Genomic DNA, 16,432 nt, shown 5'->3' with positions numbered 1-16,432 from the left:
TCCCGTCGGATACCAGGACGGTTTTCACCGTAGGACACCGATCCTGCACATGTCGAGCCTCGAAAAGGGGAGCGCCGATCGGCGTCGACCACACCTGCGGTCGGCTTTTCGGAAAACCGTCGTAGCGTAACGACCGGAGTGTTAATGTCCCGGAATGAATGATGCCTTGCCCCTATGGGATCCCGATCGTGATCTGATGGCCATACCCGGCGCGCCCGGCTGTTCCGGACCTTGCGCAAAATCGGTGGCGGCCGCGTTCGAGGGGGTGGACGCGGGCCTGGGAACCGAGCGGGCGTTGAAAGCGGGAGCCCTGCTGCCCGCGGTCTCGGTGTTGGAGCGCACAGCGGAGCGGATCCTGCGCCGCCGGGTCCTGACGGTGGTGCGGTGCCTGGAGCGTGTGGTCGAGTGTTACCCCGACGACCCGGCGCTGCGGGACTTCCTGGGAGTCCCGGCGGTGTTGCACCGGTGGATCCTGCGGCACGATCGCCGGGAACGGCCCCTGGTGGACTTCTGCCGGCCGGACCTGGTCGGCGCGAATCTGGGTTCCGTGCGGGTGTTGGAGTTCAACCCGAGCAGCCCGGGCGGTGTCATGGTGGCAGGCTCGGTCAACCGGATGTGGCGCCGGTCGCCGGCGGGGGCCGTCCTGGCCGAGTGGAGCGTGCCCGACACCCCGATGGAACAACCGACCTGGTTCGCCGACTGGCTGGTCACCCACGGTCGTGAGCGCGGCGTGTCGGACGCCGCGGCCGGGCGCATCGCCCTGGTTCGCGGTCGGCGCCAGTCGCGGTTCGAAGTCGAGGTGATGCGGGCCCAGTTCACCGCGCGTGGCCGTGCGTTGATCCCGGTGGACGCCGACGACGACGCCGCCCTGTCGGAGTTCGCGCTGGCCTACCTCAAGCACATCCCGGCCGACGCCGCCGAGGTCGAGCGGTGGGACGGGTTGTGCGCACGGTTGACCGCCGGCGACCTGATCGCGCCCAATGTGTTGGCCGAGCGTTGGGTGGCGGAGAACAAATTGTGCCTGGCCGTCATGTCCGATCCCCGGTTCCGGCACCTGTTCACCCCCGCACAGCACACGGCGTTGCACGCCCTCGTGCCCTGGAGCCGCAAACTCGGCGACGGCGTCTCCGTGGCCGAGGCGATCGCCGGTCGCGTCGACCTGGTCGTCAAGGCCCCCTACGGATTCCGCGGCCAAGCCGTGCACATGGGAGTCGACACGGACCCGCACACGTGGGCGGGTCTGCTGCGCGACCCGGCGCGGCGGGGGTGGCTCGTTCAGGAACGGGTCGCGCCCTCGTGCGTCGACACCGACGGGGGGCGATACATGCGCGACCTGAAGGTCGCGGTCCTGCGTGGGCGGGTGATCGGCTACGGGTCACGGATGGGCCGAAACCATGTCCTCAACGGAGCCCTCGGCAGCGCGATGGCCGCCGTGTTCGCCCCGCACACCCTCGACTCGGACTGAGGGCGAACGACCGCCGACGGGCTCCGTCAGTCCTTGCGGCCGGTCGCCGCGACCGTCACGCCGAGGCCGATCATCGCGAGCCCGCCCACGCCGCCGACCGCGGCCAGTCGTCGCGGCGAGCCGACGAACCAGCCGCGCGCGGTCGCCGCCGCCAGGCCCCACGCGCTGTCGCACGCCACCGCGATCACGTTGAACACCAGGCCGAGCAGCAACATCTGCGCCGCCACGTGGCCCCGGTCGCGGTCGACGAACTGCGGGAGCACCGCGGCGAAGAACACGATCGTCTTGGGGTTGGCGACACCCACCAGGAACCCGTCCCAAAAGGTCCTCGGAATCCCGGTCGCCGTCGGCCCGTCCGCGGTGAACGCCGCGGGCAGCGCCTTGCGCCCGCGAAACGCCTGCACGCCCAGATACATCAGGTACGCGGCGCCGACCAGTTTCAGTGTGGTGAACAGCGGCACCGAGCGCTCCACGATCCCGCCCACACCCAGTGCCACGGCCACCACCAGGGTGTACGCCCCGACGGTGTTCCCGGCCACGGTCGTCAGCGCGGCGCGCCGCCCGTGCGCCAGGGCTCGCCCCACCACGAACAGCACGCTCGGGCCGGGTATCACGATGAGCAGGGCCGACATGGCCGCGAACGCGAGGAGACGATCCTGGGACACCATGCCGCGTAGCGTAATGCGCGTGCCGGCCGCCGGCCCGGGCGATTTCGCGGCACGGTCCGGTGCCGCCGCCCGATCACGGCGATCCCGTGCCGTGTGGGCTGTGGCGGACGCGGTACGGGGTCCACCACACGTACCCGCCCACCCGGTGCAGGAGGCCCGCCTCGTGGTAGCGCGCGGTCACCGCCTCGGTCAGGTCCGTCGTGGCCACACCGCGCAGCAGCGGCTCGATGACCTGCTCGTAGCGGGGGTTGCGGATGACGAGGCGGCGGAACGGGTCGGCGCGGTGGTCGCGGACCTCGATGAAGCCGGGGCCGTGGCGGTAGCCGAACTTCGCGGGGCGGAAGTCGTCCCGCCAGGCGGCGGCGAGCCCGGCACCGTCGATCACGGTGGTCGGCGGGTGCAGGTGGCCGAGCGGGCGCCAGTCCCAGGGCCCGGCGGCCGGCCGGAGCGTCCAGTCGACGGCGATACCGTGCGCGGTGAGTTCGCGGACGACCACGAGTCCCGCCACGGCCGCCGCGCCGGCCGCCTCGACCCCGCCGGTGGACAGGTCGATCGCGGCGGGCAGACGAGCCAGGCACGCACCGCCCGCGGCAAGCCCCGCGACCTCGTCCAGGGGGTCGCCGGCGACGTCCGCCTCGCCGAGGTACATCCCCGGTATCCGCATGGCCTCCGGGTCGCGGTCGCGCCACAGGGCCAGCCGTACCGGCGGGAGGTCAGCGCTCATCGGCGGCCGGGGTGGGGACGAGCGGCTCGTGCCGTCGCGTCGTCGGCCGTCGCGGCCGCGTCGGCGCCGGGTTGCGCGCGGCCGGCGCGACCTGGACGACCTCGCCGCCTTCGGCGAAGACCACGCCGAGCGAGCGCCATCGGGTGAGCAGGTCCTCGATCGTCGCCGCGGTGACGCCGTCGTGACGTGCGGCGGTCTTGCGCAGCAGCGCCGCGGGGCTGTGCGGGGTGTCGAGCAGCCGGAACACCGTCGTCTCGACCGGGTCGACGAGTTCGAGCAGGTGCCAGTCGAAGCGGGGTCGGGAGTCGATCAGGACGATGTGGTCCCCGAGGTCGTGGTGGGTGAGCCGGCTGCGCGGACGCGCGGCGATCCAGTCCGCGATGGCCGGCCGCAGCCGGTCCAGGCACGCCGCCGAGATGCCGCGCCGGGGCACATCGAAGATGTACACGAGATCGGCGAGTTCCGCCTCGGGCAGGTCGTAGATGTGCCGGTAGTGCGCGGCCGGTCGGGGTGGGCCGAAACCCAGTTCGGGCCGGTCGAAGTACGGACTGAAGCGCTCGACCTTGACCCGGGTGGCCCCGGCGGGCGGCATGAGGTGGTGCAGCGCCGGGAGTTGGTCGATCACGTCGTCGTAGTCCCCGTCGGTCTCGCCGGGAAAACCGTAGAGGTGGTTCCAGCTCACCTCGGTACCGACCGTCTCCGCGTCGCGGAGCAGTCGGACGTTGCGACAGGCCGTCACGCCCTTGTCCATCAGCCGCAGCACCTTGCTGCTCAGGTTCTCGATCCCCGGCTGCACATGGCTGATCCCGGCCGCGTACAGGGTTTCGAGTTGGTCCCGACGCAGGTTCGACTTGATCTCGTAGCCGATCCGCAGGTCGTATCCGGACTCGGCGAGGCGCGGCGCCATCGAGCCGAGGTAGGCCATGTCGATGATGTTGTCGGTGACCCACACGTCGAGAACGCGGTGTCGTTCGACCAGGGCGAGGAGTTCGGCGACGAACCGGCCCGGGTCCTTGCTGCGGAACTCCATGAACGAGCCGTTGAGCCCGCAGAACGTGCAGTGGTGCTTCGCGCCCCACCAGCAGCCGCGCGAACTCTCCACGACGAGCCGGGGTTCGACCCAGGAGCCCGCGGTCGACCTCGCGTGCCGTTCGAAGTAGTCGCCGTAGTCGGGCGCGACGAGCGCCCCGGGGGGCAGCGGCCCGGCCTCCATCGGGTTCACCACACACCCGCCTTCCGACGTGCGCCAGCACAGACCCGCGATACCGGCCAGTGCCTTCTCGTCCCGCTCTCCGTCCGCGGTCGCGGCGAGCAGGTGCGGGAACGCGGCCTCGCCCTCGCCGCGCACGACGGCGTCCACGTACGGGAAGTTGCGGTGCAGCGCGGCGCCCTGCGGGCCGTCGCAGTTCGCGCCGCCGAACACGGTGAGCGTGTGCGGCGCCATCTCCTTGACGGTACGCGCCGCCGCCAACGTCGCGGCGTTCTGCGCGAACGTGGTGGTGAAGCCGACCACGTCCGGCGCCTCGGCGACGATCCGGGCGGCGGTCTCGCGGACGAACAACGGGGCGAGTTCGTGCAGTTCCAGCGCCCGCGCGGTCATGCCGTCGGGCACTCGGCCGGCCAGGCGGGCGGTGAATTCCGGTACCTGCCAGTGCGGGCGATCGTTCAGCGCGGCCGAGAAGATCCATTCGCTGAGCCCGGAGAAGTAGGAGTTGGCGCAGAACTCGTACTCCTCGGCGGTGAAACCGGTGCGCGCGACCAGCCAGTCGACGTAGTCGAGATTGGCGTGCACGACCTCGACGTGGGCGTCGGGGAAGACGTCGAGGACGCGGCGTCGCAGGATGCCGAGCGCCAACGACGGCATGTCGATCGACGACCACGGCATGTCCACGAGTACCACGCGCATGTCGCTCACCAGCGCCCGCGCCGGCTCAGCGCGGCGCGGGCGGCGTCGCCCGCGGGTGTCGGCGTGGTCTCGAACGCCGCGGCCACCCGCGCGGAGACCGGGCCGTGGGCGAGTCCGGCGGGGGTGGCGAAGTACGCGTAGAGCGCGGTCTCTTCCGGCGGGCCGGCCACGCCCTGGCCCCAGCCCGCGATGGCCGCCCGGGTATACCGGCGCAGCGCGGCGTGGCCGTGGTCGGTGCGCACGACACCCTCGACCCCGATCAGGAACGACAGCGGCCGCTCGTGGCAGAGCGCGGTGAACAGGGAGAGCAGCAGCTCGTGGTCCACGGTCTCGCGCACGGTCGTGGCGGTCGCCTCCGGCAGGTCGAGCAGGAACCGCGCGAAGGACTCCTCCACCGACAGGCCGGGGCCGAGGTGGGGGACCAGCCGGAAGGCGCCGAAGTGGGTCGAGGTCAGGAACCCGTCGAGCAGGTCCGCGTCGCCGCGGCCGGACTCGCGGAGCGTGCGCAGGGTGCGTGGGAACGAGCCGGCGAGCCCGCCGTCACGGCCGAGCCGCCAGATCCGGGATCGGAACCTGCGTGCGGCGGCGTCGAGTTCGTCGAGCTCGACGGTCTCCAGACACTCCAGCTCGCCCGGGTTCGCCGCCACTTCGGCGGCGCCCTCGTCGGCCAGGCGGGCGCGCAGGTCGCGGTCGAGCAGAAGACGCATGAGCAGGTCGGCGAGTTGCCCGCCGGCGAGGCCCGCGCCGGTCGCCGGCGGGGCGGGCGTCACCTCGCGCGGTGGCGCGGAGGTGGCGACGAGGCGGTCGTCGCCCTGCCGCCACCTGTCGGCCAGGTCGCGCAGCCGCTCGAAGTTGGGCCGGGACCGCTCCACCAGCCGGCCGTCCTCGCGGTACATCGGGTCCTCGTAGCTGACCCCGAGCAGGTTCGGGCAGCGCGGCAGCAGGTATTCGGTGAGTTGTAACTGCTCGTCCAGGAGCACGCCGTGGTGCAGGTCGCGGAACTTGCCGCCGACGATCTGGCAGCCCGACAGGTGCAGTTCGCGGCAACGGTCGAGCGGGAGGGCCTCGATCCCGTCGAGCATGTCGCGGCCGGTGCGACCGCGCAGCCACTGATAGCTGAGCAGATGGCCGACGTCGAGGGTGACCCACACGTCGGCGTCGTCGGCCAACCTGGCGAAGTACTCGAACGCGTCGAGGCCGCCGAGGTGGAAGGACCCGCCCTCGGTGAAGCCGGGGAACTCCACGTGCAGCGGCGCCACCAGGCGACGCGCGGTGTCCGCCGTGTTGGCGGTGGCGATCTCCAGGCCGCGCTCGGTCAGCGGCGGCGGCAGCGGATACGGCAGCGGGCAGCCGCGCAGGCTCCAGATCCCGAGGTCTTCGACGATCCAGGACAGGTCGTGGCGGGCGGTGAGTTCGTTGGTGAACTCGATGGTGGGGCCGCGGTCGTAGCGCTCGGGTGAGCCCATGTTCAGCTCGGTCTGGTGCAGCGCGCGGCGGGTCCCGGCGGGTGGTTCGGCGAAGAAGCGGTCGTAGGCGGGGGCGTAGTCGGCCATCCGTACGGCGGCCCGCGAGCGCGGCTGGAACGAGGGGCACGCGTAGGCGAAATCGTGGCCGTGGCGCCGGAAGAACGCGCGCACGCGGGGCGAGATGTCGCCGCCGTCGGGCGTCTCGACGAAGCCGATGCCGCGATTGCCCAGGGTGCCTCCGCTCCACGGCATGTCCATGACCAGGCCCAGGCCCAGCCTGGTCGTGGTGGCTGATGTCTGGGTCACGACGGCCTCCCGGCGTACTCGACGTCCGCCTCGGTGGTGGTGCCCGGATGGGGTCGGCCGGCCAGCGCGCCGACCAGCCGGCCGAGGAGCAGCCGGCCGCGTGCGGTGCGCGCCGCGAGCAGGCCGTCGGCACGTTGTGCGACGTCGCGGCGCGGCAGCGCGTAGAAGCGTTCCCGAACCAGATCGGCGATGGCGATCCGGTCGTGGACGCCGTCGAGTTCGGCGGGGACGACGCACACCCACGGGTGCGGCCCGACCAGTTCGGCCTCGCGCGGGCCGGTCCCCGGTGTGCTGCTCGGGGGCGACAGCCGGCCGGCCCGGCCCGGGGTGACCGTACGAAAGACACGTTCCAGTCGGTCCAGTGCCTCGGCGCGGGCGGGGCCGCCGCCGATCGCCATCGGATATCCGACCCGGCCGCCGAGATAGTTGAGTTCCGGATTGCCCGTGAGCGGCCCGGAGGTGTCCAGCGCCAGGCCGAAACGCTCGGGGTGTCGGGCGAGTCGACTGCCGGGCTCGGCGATCAGCAGTTCCAGCGCGTCGATGCCGATCCGGTCCTGGTTGTCCGTCAGGAACCGCAGGGATTCCTCGAACTCGGCAGGGGTCTCGTCGAGGACGTGACCCATCACGGACAGCCGCATGGTGATGCCCGCGTCGGCGAGGTTGTCGACGATGCGCTGGTAGTCGGCGGCGCGCACGCCCCGATCCAGCAGGTCGAGCAGGCGCTGTGAGGTGCCCTCGTAGCCGATGGCGATCTGCGCGCAGCCGAGGTCGGCCAGTTCGCGACAGAACTCCGGCTCCAGCAGGCTGTGTTCGAGGCGGGCGCGGACGTCGAAGCGCACCCTGACGCCGCGGGCCCGGGCCAGCCGCATCGCGCGGGCGATCAGTCGGAGGTTGGTGTTCTCGTCGGCGATCGCCACGAGTTCGGCTCCCGTGTCCCGGACCACCGACTCGACGGCGTCGGCGAGTTGCGCGGGGGTGCCCTGTTGGTAGCCGCCGCGCGGCAGGGAACGATTGCCGTAGGAGCAGAAGGCGCACCGGCCCCAGTAGCAGCCCACGCAGGACACGATGGCCAGTTGTGTGGTCTCCGAGAGGTAGGCGTGGATCGGCAGGCCGGCGAAGTCCGGTGGGCCGAGATCGCGAAACCGCAGTCGTACCGGGCGCGTCGAGTGCCGCGCGGCGCCGTCGGGCGAGAGCCAGGTCATGCCGGGTACGTCGGCCCGTGCGGCGCTCCCGTCCAGTGCGTCGAGCCAGCGTTCCAGCGGCTCCTCGCCCGCCGTGTGGCACAGGGCGTCGACGGTGCGGCGCACGCCGGTGAGCCCCGCCAAGTCCTCGTGACGAAGCATCACCTGCTGGCCACCGAGGCAGACGTGTGTCCCGGGTCGCAGCCGCCGCACCCAGGCGGCGATCAGCAGCGCCGGTGCCAATTGGCTGAAGAACGCCACGGACAGGCCGACCACGCGGGGCCGGCATCGGGTCAGCAGGTCCACGACGTGCCGGTGGAGCCGCTCGACCGCGACGCCGGACCCGGCGGGCGGCGCCTCGGCGGCCTCGCGCACGGCGGCGTCGAGTTGCCCGAGGTCGCGCCAGGTACGGGTGAGGAGCGTGTCGCCGACAAGCAGCTCGACGGCGTTGCGCGCGAGCCGAAGCGCGTCGAACGCGGCGGGCGTGTGGGGCTCTTCGGCCTGTCGCTCGATGACCCGGGCCCGGATCTCGCCCGCGTGCCGCGTCACGGCGTCGGCCATGGCCCGCCGATACCAGCCGTCCAGACCGGTACCGCCGCGGGCCGCGACCGCGGCGGTCAGCGTCTGCGGGTGCCGCAGCACGTCGTGCACCAGGCCGATGTTGAGATCGGCCTGGTGCACGCGCCGACCCCGGCGCCGCAGGTGGCCGGTCAGGTAGGGCAGGCTCAGGTACGGGAAGAACCTGGCCTCGGTCTGCGGCGGAAAGATCAGGAGGACGTCGACCCGATCACCGCCGCCTGCCCGTTCGGACGGCACATTCCCACCTCGGCAGTCCGGGGTCTCAGACGGAGACGTCTTCCTCGTTGTTCGCCGCGATGTAGGTGTAGGAGTGGTACGCCCCACCGACCTTCAACTCGCTGGTCTCGATCACTTCGAGGTCGTCGAGCTCGGCGAACTCCTCGTCGGCGGCGGTTTCTACCGTCACCTCGGGCGGTGCAACACTCATGATCCCTCCCCTGGCGCGTGATGGTGGCTGACGCCTTCACGGTAGCGGTGTGTGGTGGTCTGTCAACAGCCGCCGGACAAAAGCGAGTTGCGCTCCGAGGGAGCGGCCTCGTCGAGGAAGCGCGCCACCCACCGACTCGTCGCCTCGTCGGCCTGACGCGCGATGCCGGGCGCGGGAATCCGCTCGGGCGCCTCGACGCCGAGAAACGCCAGACACCCCCGCACGCCGTCCTCGTACCTCGCGAGCAGCTCCTCGTACACGACGACGTGGGGTGTGATCCCGTGGCGGTCGAAGTACCGCGCCCAGGTCGCCGCGTCGCGGTCGAGCAGGCGCAGGTGCCGACGGATGCCGTCGTGGTCGTAGCGCGGGGTCGAGCTCGCCCGCCCCGTCGGCAGGTGGGTTCCGTCGACGATCCAGACACCGGTCTGCTCGGCCACGGTGTACGAGATCGCCTGCCGCAGCCGGTCCCGGCGCACCATGTGGATGTACCGCGGCGCGCCCAGCAGTTCGTGCGGGTCGACTTCCAAGGCGGCCAGATGGCCGGCGTGCACCTTGATGCCGAAGACGCCGTTGGGACTGGTCCGGCACCGCATCAGGGCGCGGACATGGCCCGCGGGCAGCCCGTCCGGGTCGTCGGCGTCGAATCCCCAGCGTTCGAAGTAGTCGAGGACGTAGGTGTCGGCAAGGTAGTCCTCGGGAAAACCGGCCACCCCGGTATGCCACAGCGCACGGGCGAGCATGTTGCTGCCGCAGCGCGGGCTCGACGCCAGGACGTAGCGCACCGGCGGCGGGCCGGCGAACGGCGGAAAGTCGTACCGCTCGCCGTTCGTCGAGTACCGCAGCGCCACGACCACCACTCCCCTCCTCGCCACCACCCCCGAACGGCCGCACCGTGTGCGGCTCTTGTGATGCTATCGGCAGATGTGATTACCCCCGGAGCGGAACCGTCCCCTACCTTGGGGCCGTCCGACCGGAGCTGTACGAGAACGTCCCGCTCGACGGTGGTTGGTTCGGACCCTGCGGCGGTGCCCGTCCTCCGGTTCCACACCCCTTCCCCCCTCCCGAGGAGACGTATGTCTCGCCGCGCCACGCCACGCACACATCCCCGTCCCTTCCCCATCGGCCTGGTGACCACCCTGGTCGCCGCGCTCGTCGCCTTCCTCGCCCTGGCTCCGGCCGGGCCCGCCGGCGCGACGGGCTCGCGGCCGTCCGGTGCCGTCCCCTCCCCCACCGCGCCGCACCGAGGGGTCGTCGCGCAGAACGCGTCCGACGCGCCGACTCCCGGGCGCGACAAGGCCGTTCAGGCCTTCGTCGAGCAGCGCGCCAAGCTCCGCGCGACCCTGTCCGGCGACTCCGCGGGCACCGCGAACGACGCCGCGACCGCCGCCTCCGGCGCGAGCCTCGCGCCGACGCACAACTTCTGGGGCATCTTCCCGCAGGCGGGCACCCACGACGGCATCACCGCGACACACAGCGTGGACCCCTCGTACAAGGTGACCGACTCGCAGAACTTCACCTACGCCCCGACCACCAAGGCGCTGAAGTCGTGCATGGAGGTCGTCACCGCCTACTGGAGCCAGGGCGCCGAGATATGGGCGTGGGACTGGTGCGGCACGAGCGGCCCCGCCAAGACCCTGAAGGTGGACGCCGCGTTCCTGGCCAAGTACACCACCACCGTCAACGGAATCACCTCCTACAGCGTGCAGTTGAGCAAGGACGCGACCTCGGGCAACGCGTGGTCGTCGTTCCTGTACAACTACAGGACGCAGTCCTGGGAGTCCCTGTTCCGCTCGTCCGGCACCGATCAGAGCGCACTGAACTACGGCTGGGACATCTTCGAGATCTACGCCACGGTCAACCCCGCCACCGGTAAGGGCTACTACTGCACCGAGGCCCGCAACACCACGTTCGACAGCACCGACATCAAGCTCCGCAGGGGCGGCGCGTGGCAACTCGCGACCCCCACCGACTCCCCGTGGACCAGCACCAGCCCGCGCGGCAGCGACTACCTGTGCCCGTCGCTGACCTTCACCCGGGCCGCGCAGAACCACCACTGGACGGTGCATCCCTGATCGTCCGAACAGTCGCGCGACCGGGCGCCGGACGGGTGGGCTCGACCCCCGTCCGGCGCGTCGCCGTGTGCACGTCGGCCCGTGCCGATGTCCCGAATCGGCCGGCGCGCAGGTCCGAAATCGGAAAGACGCCCCGCCGCGGTCCGAGTTCACTCGTGCCACGCGCCCCACCCCGCGCCACCCGTCGCTCCACGATTGGACACCGAGATGCCAGAGGCCCCCCGCGGCGAGTTCTGGAAGGGACTCAGGCCGATCGAGAACTCGTTCAAGCCGGACGCCCTCCCGGAGGTCTACCTGCCCCAGGTCGCCACCGACGACGATCGTTACTACGCGCCGTTCACCGAGACGGTCGGGTCCCGCCCGCTGTGGATCAACGTCAAGGACAACTCCTGGTGCGACATCCTGCGCGCCAAGGAGGCCGGCCTGGTCAACCGGCACTACCACCCGCACGAGGTGTTCGCGTACACCATCTCGGGCAAGTGGGGCTACCTGGAACGCCCGTGGACGGCCTCCGCCGGCGACTTCGTGTACGAGGCCCCGGGCGAGGGCCACACGCTCGTGGCCTACGAGAGCGACGAACCGATGAAGACCATGTTCATCGTCAAGGGCCCGCTCGTCTGGCTGGACGAGAACGGCGAAGCCACCGGCTACTTCGACGTCCACGACTACATCGCCCTGTGCCGTCGGCACTACACGAAGGTGGGCCTGGGCGCCGAATACGTCGACGCGCTCTTCCGCTGAGCCCCGCGGCGTACGATCCTGGCCGTGCCCGGACTCGATCCGCGCTCGGTGAGGACCACCGCGAGGAGACCGACATGGCCGACCGAACCGCCGCGGTGACCTCCCGCGTCTCGACGCGCTCCGTCGCGCCCGCCGACCGCGAGAGCCTGTGGGAGGACTACAACTCGCGGGCCCTCGTCGGTCTGACCTGCTCCTCCTACGCCGAGGAGGGCCTGCTCGCGACCCAGGTCAACGTACGGTTCGCGGAATTGCGGATGGCCGACATCGCGGGCAACGAGCATGTCATCGAACGGCCCCCGGCGACCTGTCGGGCGCTCCCGAAGGACTCCGTCTTCGCGAGTCTGCTGCTCGCCGGTGACGGCGTCTTCTATCACCGGCACGGCAGTGTGCGCGTCGCCCCGGGCGACCTGCTCCTGTACGACACCAGGCAGCCCTATCTGTTCGGATTCTCGTCGGTGATGCGGCAGTTGCTCGTGGACATCCCCCGCGAACTGTTCACCGAACACTGCCCGGGATCCGCAGTCTCGGCGCCGACCCGTTTCGGCCGCGGCGCGGCGCGCGAAGCCGGGAACACCGCGACACTGCGCTCGGTGCTTCTGGACCTGGCCCGCGAACCGCACACCACCGACGCGCTCGCGGCCCGGGACACCGTGCTCGGCCTGCTCCGACTGCTCACCGCCGAGCGGTCGGCCGGCGTCGACGACCCGTCGGCGGGCTCCTCCTCGACCCGAGCCGCGCGACTGGCGCTCGCGAAGCGCCACATCGAGCGCCACCTGCACGATCCACGCCTGGACACCGGACGGGTCGCGGGCGCGCTGGGGATCTCCGTACGCCACCTGAGCCGGATCTTCACCGCCGAGGGCGACACACCCGCGCGGTACATCCTGACCCGGCGCCTCGAATCGGCCCGCGCCCAACTCGTCGATCCGGCCTCACCCGCACCCACCGTCGCCGACGTGGCGCATCGATGGGGCTTCTCCAGCCAGTCCCACTTCACCAGGGTCTTCCGCGAACACTTCGGCACCACCCCGGGTCACATCCGCCGCCCGGTCGGGGAGGCGACCGCGCCCGGCGCGCTCGTGGCCCGCACACCCGAGCGGCCGGGCGCCGTACGCACGGGTCAGACCAGTCGCGCCGACACGATCGTCACCGGCTCCACCGGCACGTCGCGACTGCCGTTCCTCGACGTGGTGGGCACGCCCTCGATGGCGTCCACCACGTCCTTGCCGTCCACGACCTTGCCGAACACCGCGTAGCCCCAGCCGTCCTGGCCCGGATAATCGAGGAACTCGTTGGCCGCCGCGTTGACGAAGAACTGCGCACTGGCCGAGTGCGGATCGGACGTCCGCGCCATCGCCACCGTGTACTTGTCGTTGCGCAGACCGTTCTTGGCCTCGTTCTCCACCAGGTTCGGCGCCGGCTTCCGCTCCATGTCCGCGGTCAGGCCGCCGCCCTGGATCATGAAGCCCGGGATCACCCGGTGGAAGATGGTGCCGTCGTAGTGACCGGCCTTGACGTAGTCGACGAAATTCGCCACCGACTTCGGAGCCTTCGACTCGTCGAGCTCCAGGGTGATGTCCCCGCTTGAGGTCCGCAGCAGCACTGTGATCATTCGGCCATCGTACGCAGTGCCGAACCCGCCGTCGTGTACCGACGCCGCCCACGCGCGCCGTCCGCCGGGCGCGGCCCGGTCCGGGCGATGCGGCCCACTAAGGGAAGTCCCCGATACCGGCGCCGACTTCGCTCCCCTAGCGTCGTCTTGCGCCGGGCGGTGCGTCCGGCACCCATCGCGGGGGACGGAGATTCCCATGCAGGCGATCGTCCAGGACCGGTACGGCTCACCCGACGTACTGCGCGTCGAGGAGGTGGACACGCCGACGGTCGGCGCGAACCGGGTCCTGGTCCGGGTCCGGGCGGCGTCGGTCAACGCGCGCGACTGGCACATCATGCGGGGCGACCCGTACCTCGCCCGACTCGTCTTCGGGCCGACCAGGCCCAGGACGCGGATCCGGGGCACGGACTTCGCGGGTGTGGTCGAGGCGGTCGGCACGAACGTGCGCCGGTTCGCCCCCGGCGACGAGGTGTTCGGCGAGGCGGAGGGCACCTTCGCGGAATACGTCGCCGCGCCCGAGGACACGGTGGGGCCGAAGCCGGCCGACCTGACCTTCGAACAGGCCGCCGCGTTGCCCCTGGCCGGGTACACCGCGCTGATGGGCCTGCGGGATCTGGCCGGGGTACGGCCGGGACACCGGGTCCTGATCAACGGCGCGTCCGGCGGCGTGGGCACGTTCGCGGTACAGATGGCCAAGGCGTTCGGCGCGGAGGTCACCGGCGTGTGCAGCACCCGGAACGTGTCCCTGGTCGAGTCGCTCGGCGCGGACCACGTGGTCGACTACACCCGAACGGACTTCGCCGGGACCGACGTGCGCTACGACGTGGTGTTCGACCTGGTGGGAAACCGGACCCTGGCGGACTGCCGGCGGGTGCTGGCCCCGGAGGGAGCCCTCGTGCTCTCCGGCGGCGGGACGTCCGAGGGCGGCAGCCTGGTCGGCCCGATGGGTCTGCTCCTCAGGGGGCGGCTGGCGTCGCGATTCGGCCGCGGACGGGTGCTGGTGCTGACCGCCAAGCCGACTCGGGAGAATCTGAACGCCCTTGCCGAGCTTGCCGGTTCGGGCCGGATCACGGCGAGCATCGAGCGGGTCTACTCCTTCGGCGAAGCCCCCGAGGCCATCCGCCGGCTCGAAGTGGAACACGCCCGCGCGAAGGTCGTCATCGCGATGTGACCCGGGCGCGGGTATCGGTGCCGAGGGCGACCCCGACCGGGGCCGCCGGCCGGAATCCCGGCCGACGGCCCGCGAGGGCTCGAACGCCACGCCCCCGCACCGAACGGTGCGTCCGCTACCGGAACATGCGGTCGGCGCTGGTGGCCATCCGATGTGTGCCGCTGTGGCGGTTCACCCAGTCGCGGATGAGGTTGATCGCGTTGGCGCACTGCCAGCTGTTGTCGTAGTCGCGCACTCCGGTGAACGCCCCGTAGCCCGCGATGATCCCGTCCACGCGCGCGTCACCGAGCAGCTTGTCGATGTACCACGGGTCGTTGTAGGTGGTCGTCCAGGACAGCGTCGCCGCGAGTTGTCCCGCCGCGCGGTCGGCGGCGCCCTTCTTCAGCTCCGCGCACGTGTTCCAGGTGGGTTCCGTGCAGTTGCCGAACCCGTTGGTGATGTCGCTGTCGCCGTAGTCCATCACGCGGCGACCGTTCGGGAACCCGGATCCGGACCGGTTGAAGGCGTCGCGGACCCGGTCCCGGCTCCCGGTCGTGGTGATGCCCTCCAACTTGCCGAGCCGGTTCTCCAGGCTCTGCCAACCCCTGCCGCCGACGTCGGGGGTGTTGCCGCCGTGGTACTCGTAGAAGCCGTAGAGCACCTGGATCCCGGCGTTCGTCAACCGCTGCGCCTTGTCCCGCAGTCCGGCGACGCTGCAGGTGCGGTTCGGGGCCTCCCCGCAGTAGTTCGGGTCCTTGATGTCCAGCCACACCAGCGCCAGTCGGCGTCCGCGGTTGGCGTTGTCGAGGATGCGGTCGATCATGCTGTCGAAGCTGGGTCCGTACCGGTTGTCCCCGGCGGAGGAACAGTCGTGCCAGGCCCGCCATTCGTTCGGCTGCCACCAGGCGCAGACGTCGATCTCGATGGCGTTGGCACCGTGGTTGATGGCGAAGTCCACGCCGTCGAGGGTGTCCACGCGGTGTGCGATGGCGTAGATCGCCTGACGCTGATCGGCCGCCGCCGCCGGGGTCGTGCCGAGCAGGGTGGCACCGATGATCCCGAACAGTGCGGTCACCAGGGCCAGTACGTTTCGTGGGCGAGTGTCGCGTCGAAGATGGGTGCTCAAGGAAAGGACTCCTCAGGTCGCTGTCCGGATGCGTGTCGATGTCCCGGAGCGGACCATCGCCGTTCCCCGACATCCTCGGACGTGCGCGTACCGGAGCACGATGGCGTGACAATCGGTCGGCCATGTACCCCGACAGCGGTCCGGCATCACCGGGCCAGCATACGAACGCCCTTTGCACACGGACGAAATGTCACCGCCTCGCCCCGCCCCTGTGACAGTTCCGCCACGAAGTCGCCGCCCGAGGCACCCCGGATCAACGCGGGCGCACGTCGGGGGCGGTGCCCTGATGCAGATAGGCGGTGGTCCCGTCGGCCAGTGCCGCGGCGCACGCCCGCAGCCGACGGGCCATGTGGGGAGCCATCAGGGTGTCCCATTCGGCGGGGTGCGCCAGGCGCCAAGCCGCGAGTTCGTCGCCGGCCAGGCGGATACGCGCACGCGCCTCGGCCTCGGTGACGGGTCCGCCGTCGAAGAGGTGATTCGCCAGGGCGGGCCGTCCGTCGGCCCGCGCCGGCATCCAGTCGACGACCAGGAGGCGCCCCGGGTGGAGGTCGAGGCCCAGTTCCTCCCGGACCTCGCGGCGGGCGGTGTCCCAGGGGAATTCGCCGTGGTCCATGGCGCCGCCGGGGATCTCCCAGTGGCCGTCGCCGTACACGGGTTCGACCAGGAGGATTCGGCCCTCGGGGGCGTGCAGGATCGCGCCGGCGCTGCCGATGTGGCGGGGCAGGCCGGCGTAGTACTCGGCGGGAGGGAGGGGATGGCTCATGCCGGCAAACGTAATGAGTCGACGTGGCCGGAAAAAAGGCGAAGGCAAGGAGATTCCTCTCCCTGCCTCTCTCAACTTATAGCGCACCCGGGGGCTTGCGGCAAGGCCCCGGTCGAGGCGCAGAATCGTCGGCCGTGGCCACTGCCCGCGGAAACGGGAAGGACGACGACGAGGGATGAGGACGTGCCCGACAACAGGTTCGGCGCAACCGGCGGCACCGGTGATGCGATCGATCGGTGCGGTGCG

The 16,432-nt window shown here is 71.2% G+C and carries 14 protein-coding genes and 1 pseudogene; 5 read left to right on the top strand and 10 right to left on the bottom strand.

Translation table 11 applies throughout. From position 1 onward, the window contains the following. Positions 1–244 precede the first annotated feature (244 nt). A complete protein-coding gene (locus EMA17_RS02010; protein ID WP_126635091.1) occupies positions 245–1,465 on the top strand; it encodes a hypothetical protein in 1,221 nt (406 codons plus the stop codon). A 26-nt stretch (positions 1,466–1,491) separates the two neighbouring features. Here the strand turns inward: EMA17_RS02010 and EMA17_RS02005 are convergent, their stop codons facing one another. The 7 genes from EMA17_RS02005 to EMA17_RS01985 form a co-directional block, all read right to left on the bottom strand. After that, positions 1,492–2,133 (bottom strand): LysE family translocator, encoded by a 642-nt coding sequence (locus EMA17_RS02005; protein WP_126635090.1) that lies wholly within the window; start codon positions 2,131–2,133, stop codon positions 1,492–1,494. A gap of 73 nt (positions 2,134–2,206) precedes the next feature. Further along, entirely contained in the window at positions 2,207–2,857 is a 651-nt protein-coding gene (locus EMA17_RS52890; protein WP_174861284.1) for a DUF5825 family protein, read from the bottom strand. Next, positions 2,847–4,763, bottom strand: a complete 1,917-nt coding sequence (locus EMA17_RS02000) for a RiPP maturation radical SAM C-methyltransferase (protein ID WP_174861283.1) — start codon at positions 4,761–4,763, stop codon at positions 2,847–2,849. Before EMA17_RS02000 ends, EMA17_RS52890 begins: the two co-directional genes overlap by 11 nt. Positions 4,764–4,768: 5 nt before the next feature. Further along, positions 4,769–6,535 carry a multinuclear nonheme iron-dependent oxidase gene (locus tag EMA17_RS53210; RefSeq protein WP_218042591.1) on the bottom strand — a complete coding sequence of 589 codons (1,767 nt, stop codon included), beginning with the start codon at positions 6,533–6,535 and terminating at the stop codon, positions 4,769–4,771. Then, complete coding sequence (locus EMA17_RS01990) at positions 6,532–8,532, bottom strand: B12-binding domain-containing radical SAM protein (protein ID WP_126635089.1); 2,001 nt, start codon at positions 8,530–8,532, stop codon at positions 6,532–6,534. The genes EMA17_RS53210 and EMA17_RS01990 overlap by 4 nt, the downstream gene beginning before the upstream one ends. 25 nt (positions 8,533–8,557) lie before the next feature. After that, the gene (locus tag EMA17_RS51565; RefSeq protein ID WP_160161273.1) at positions 8,558–8,722 is read right to left on the bottom strand and encodes a hypothetical protein; all 165 of its coding nucleotides are present in this window, start codon (positions 8,720–8,722) and stop codon (positions 8,558–8,560) included. 62 nt (positions 8,723–8,784) lie between these two features. Next, positions 8,785–9,576, bottom strand: coding sequence for a Stf0 family sulfotransferase (locus tag EMA17_RS01985; protein ID WP_126635088.1), 792 nt, complete (start codon positions 9,574–9,576; stop codon positions 8,785–8,787). A gap of 219 nt (positions 9,577–9,795) precedes the next feature. On the opposite strand from EMA17_RS01985, the gene EMA17_RS01980 reads away from it, so the two are divergent. The 3 genes and pseudogenes from EMA17_RS01980 to EMA17_RS01970 all read left to right on the top strand — a co-directional run. Further along, the gene (locus tag EMA17_RS01980; protein ID WP_126635087.1) at positions 9,796–10,794 is read left to right on the top strand and encodes a carbohydrate-binding protein; all 999 of its coding nucleotides are present in this window, start codon (positions 9,796–9,798) and stop codon (positions 10,792–10,794) included. Positions 10,795–11,001: 207 nt separating this feature from the next. After that, entirely contained in the window at positions 11,002–11,535 is a 534-nt protein-coding gene (locus EMA17_RS01975) for a 2,4'-dihydroxyacetophenone dioxygenase family protein (RefSeq protein WP_126635086.1), read from the top strand. A gap of 74 nt (positions 11,536–11,609) precedes the next feature. Next, a pseudogene (locus EMA17_RS01970) lies at positions 11,610–12,569 on the top strand (helix-turn-helix domain-containing protein); the annotation flags it as partial. A gap of 86 nt (positions 12,570–12,655) precedes the next feature. Here the strand turns inward: EMA17_RS01970 and EMA17_RS01965 are convergent. Next, a complete protein-coding gene (locus tag EMA17_RS01965) occupies positions 12,656–13,147 on the bottom strand; it encodes a peptidylprolyl isomerase (protein WP_126635085.1) in 492 nt (163 codons plus the stop codon). 196 nt (positions 13,148–13,343) lie between these two features. On the opposite strand from EMA17_RS01965, the gene EMA17_RS01960 reads away from it, so the two are divergent. Next, a complete protein-coding gene (locus EMA17_RS01960; protein WP_126635084.1) occupies positions 13,344–14,318 on the top strand; it encodes an NAD(P)-dependent alcohol dehydrogenase in 975 nt (324 codons plus the stop codon). Between the two features lie 115 nt (positions 14,319–14,433). Here EMA17_RS01960 and EMA17_RS01955 read toward each other — a convergent pair whose 3' ends face one another. Together EMA17_RS01955 and EMA17_RS01950 are read right to left on the bottom strand one after the other, a co-directional pair. Continuing rightward, a complete protein-coding gene (locus tag EMA17_RS01955; RefSeq protein ID WP_126635083.1) occupies positions 14,434–15,423 on the bottom strand; it encodes a PI-PLC domain-containing protein in 990 nt (329 codons plus the stop codon). Between the two features lie 253 nt (positions 15,424–15,676). Continuing rightward, entirely contained in the window at positions 15,677–16,186 is a 510-nt protein-coding gene (locus tag EMA17_RS01950) for an NUDIX domain-containing protein (RefSeq protein ID WP_126635082.1), read from the bottom strand. Positions 16,187–16,432 lie beyond the last annotated feature (246 nt).

Origin of the sequence: Embleya hyalina (genome assembly GCF_003967355.1) — a bacterium.
Taxonomy (GTDB): Bacteria; Actinomycetota; Actinomycetes; order Streptomycetales; family Streptomycetaceae; genus Embleya; species Embleya hyalina.
The sequence above is the reverse complement of the archived record's forward strand: the minus strand, read 5'-3'. Positions and strand labels throughout refer to the sequence as shown.

Coding starts and splice junctions, on each gene's coding strand:
- EMA17_RS01980 (WP_126635087.1), top strand. CDS start 9,796: ATGTCTCGCCGCGCCACGCCACGCACACATCCCCGTCCCTTCCCCATC.
- EMA17_RS01965 (WP_126635085.1), bottom strand. CDS start 13,147: ATGATCACAGTGCTGCTGCGGACCTCAAGCGGGGACATCACCCTGGAG.
- EMA17_RS52890 (WP_174861284.1), bottom strand. CDS start 2,857: ATGAGCGCTGACCTCCCGCCGGTACGGCTGGCCCTGTGGCGCGACCGC.
- EMA17_RS51565 (WP_160161273.1), bottom strand. CDS start 8,722: ATGAGTGTTGCACCGCCCGAGGTGACGGTAGAAACCGCCGCCGACGAG.
- EMA17_RS01960 (WP_126635084.1), top strand. CDS start 13,344: ATGCAGGCGATCGTCCAGGACCGGTACGGCTCACCCGACGTACTGCGC.
- EMA17_RS01975 (WP_126635086.1), top strand. CDS start 11,002: ATGCCAGAGGCCCCCCGCGGCGAGTTCTGGAAGGGACTCAGGCCGATC.
- EMA17_RS02000 (WP_174861283.1), bottom strand. CDS start 4,763: ATGCGCGTGGTACTCGTGGACATGCCGTGGTCGTCGATCGACATGCCG.
- EMA17_RS02005 (WP_126635090.1), bottom strand. CDS start 2,133: ATGGTGTCCCAGGATCGTCTCCTCGCGTTCGCGGCCATGTCGGCCCTG.
- EMA17_RS01950 (WP_126635082.1), bottom strand. CDS start 16,186: ATGAGCCATCCCCTCCCTCCCGCCGAGTACTACGCCGGCCTGCCCCGC.